General features: G+C 71.8%; 2 protein-coding genes. Both read right to left on the reverse strand.

Translation table 11 applies throughout. The features are described from left to right. Positions 1 to 989, reverse strand: a 989-nt coding sequence (locus tag ACWF94_RS39450; RefSeq protein ID WP_453499948.1) for an acyl-CoA dehydrogenase family protein, incomplete at its 3' end; no start/stop codon positions are given. A 264-nt stretch (positions 990 to 1,253) separates the two neighbouring features. Continuing rightward, positions 1,254 to 1,904, reverse strand: a complete 651-nt coding sequence (locus ACWF94_RS39455; RefSeq protein WP_453499950.1) for a response regulator — start codon at positions 1,902 to 1,904, stop codon at positions 1,254 to 1,256. Positions 1,905 to 2,055 lie beyond the last annotated feature (151 nt).

Below are 2,055 nucleotides of genomic sequence, written 5' to 3' on the forward strand. Positions count from 1 at the left end.
GTGCAGAACAGCTTCGCGGACGCGGCCTCGGCCGCCGTCAGCTCGCCCGCGTCATGGGCCTCCAGGGCCCGGTCGACGACCGCCTCGGCCGCGTCGACCTCGGCCTTGCAGGCGGCGAGTTCGAACTTGGTGTTCTGGAACGAGGCGACGGCCTTGCCGAAGACCGTGCGCTGCTGGACGTACTCCTGGGTGAACCGGATCGCCGCCGTGGCCTGGGCGTACGCGCCCACCGCGATGGCCAGCCGCTCCTGCGGCAGATTCTGGCCGAGGTAGGAGAAGCCCTTGTTCTCCTCGCCGAGGAGATCGTCGGCCGGGACCCTGACATCGGTGAACGACAGCTCCGCGGTGTCGGAGGTCCGCAGCCCCAGCTTGTCGAGCTTGCGGCCGACCGCGTACCCCTCGGCCTTCGTGTCCACGACGAAGAGCGAGATGCCGTGGCGGCGGTCCTCGGGCGTCGCGGGGGCCGTACGGGCGCAGACGATGACGCGGTCGGCGTGCACCCCGCCGGTGATGAAGGTCTTCGCGCCGTTGAGGACGTAGTGCGAGCCGTCGTCGGAGAGCCTCGCGGTGCTCTTCATGCCCGCCAGGTCCGAGCCGGTGCCGGGCTCGGTCATCGCGATGGCGTACATGGCCGCGCCGGAGACGAAGTCGGGCAGCCAGCGCTTCTTCTGCTCCTCGGAGCCGTAGGCCATGAGGTACGGGAGGCAGAGCGCGACATGGACGCCGGAGCCGCCGAACGAGACACCCGCGCGGGCGGTCTCCTCCGAGATGATCGCCTGGAACTTGAAGGACTCCTCGCCCGCGCCGCCGTACTCCTCCGGGACCTCGATACCGAAGACGCCCAGCTCACCGAGGGCGTGGTAGAAGTCGCGTGGCGCCTGGCCGGCCGCGTACCACTCGTCGTAGACCGGGACGACCTCGGCCTGGATGAAGGCGCGGATGGTCTCCCGGAACGCCTCGTGGTCCTCGTCGTAAACGCTGCGGCGCACGAACGCCTCCTCCGGTGCATCAGGTGCTGACAGTGACGGAATGCTGGCTAAGCGCTTGCTCAGGCCCTCCGGCTAAGTTACCCGGCGGTCACCGGTGCTGTCCAGGGTGATACGCCTCATGCTCCCGCCGCCGCGCGCACCCATGGGCTCCCCGGCAGCCCGTGCTCCGGTGCGGCCCGCCACCTGTTGTTTCAGGCGCCCCCTGTCGTTTCGGGCGCCTCCTGTTGTTTCGGGACGCCTCCTGTTGTTTCGGGCGCCCGCGCTTCACGTGGGTGCGACGAACCCCGACTCGTACGCCGCGATCACGGCCTGTGTACGGTCCCGCGCGCCCAGCTTCGCCAGCACCGCGCTCACATGCGTCTTCACCGTCTCCGTGCCGACGACGAGGCGCCCCGCGATCTCCGCGTTGGACAGCCCCCGCGCCATCAGGCGCAGCACCGCCGCCTCCCGCTCGGTCAGCGCGGCCCGCTCCATCGCCGCCCGCGCGGCACTGGTGCCGTACTCGGCGGCCAGGGACCGTACCGCCGCCGGGAAGAGGAGCGACTCGCCCTCCGCGACCAGCCGCACCGCGTGCACGATCTCCGCAGGGCGTGCCCGCTTGAGCAGAAAGCCGTCGGCTCCGGCGCGCAGGGCCTCGTAGACGTACTCGTCGTTCTCGAACGTCGTGACCACCAGGATCTTCGGTGGGTCGTCGACGGTCCGCAGGACCGCGCGGGTCGCCTCGATGCCGTCGAGCAGTGGCATCCGGACGTCCATGGCGACCACGGCGGGCCGCAGCCGCCGCACCAGCGGGATCACGGCCGCGCCGTCGGCGGCCTCACCGACCACCTCGATGTCCGGCTGCGCCTCCAGGACGGCGCGCAGTCCGGCGCGTACGAGGGGTTCGTCGTCGACGAGGAGAACGGTGATCGGCACGGGGCCAGGGTATGCGGCGGGGGGCGGCTGGCCGCGGGGTGCCCGGGCGCGGGTCCCTTGCGGGGCTCCGCCCCCGGGCCCCCGGGCCCCAAAAGCCCGCGGGGCGGGGTGTGCCCGGGTTCCTGCCCGCGGCGCCAGAGGGGGGGTGTTT

It is taken from the genome of Streptomyces sp. NPDC055078, assembly GCF_053607985.1.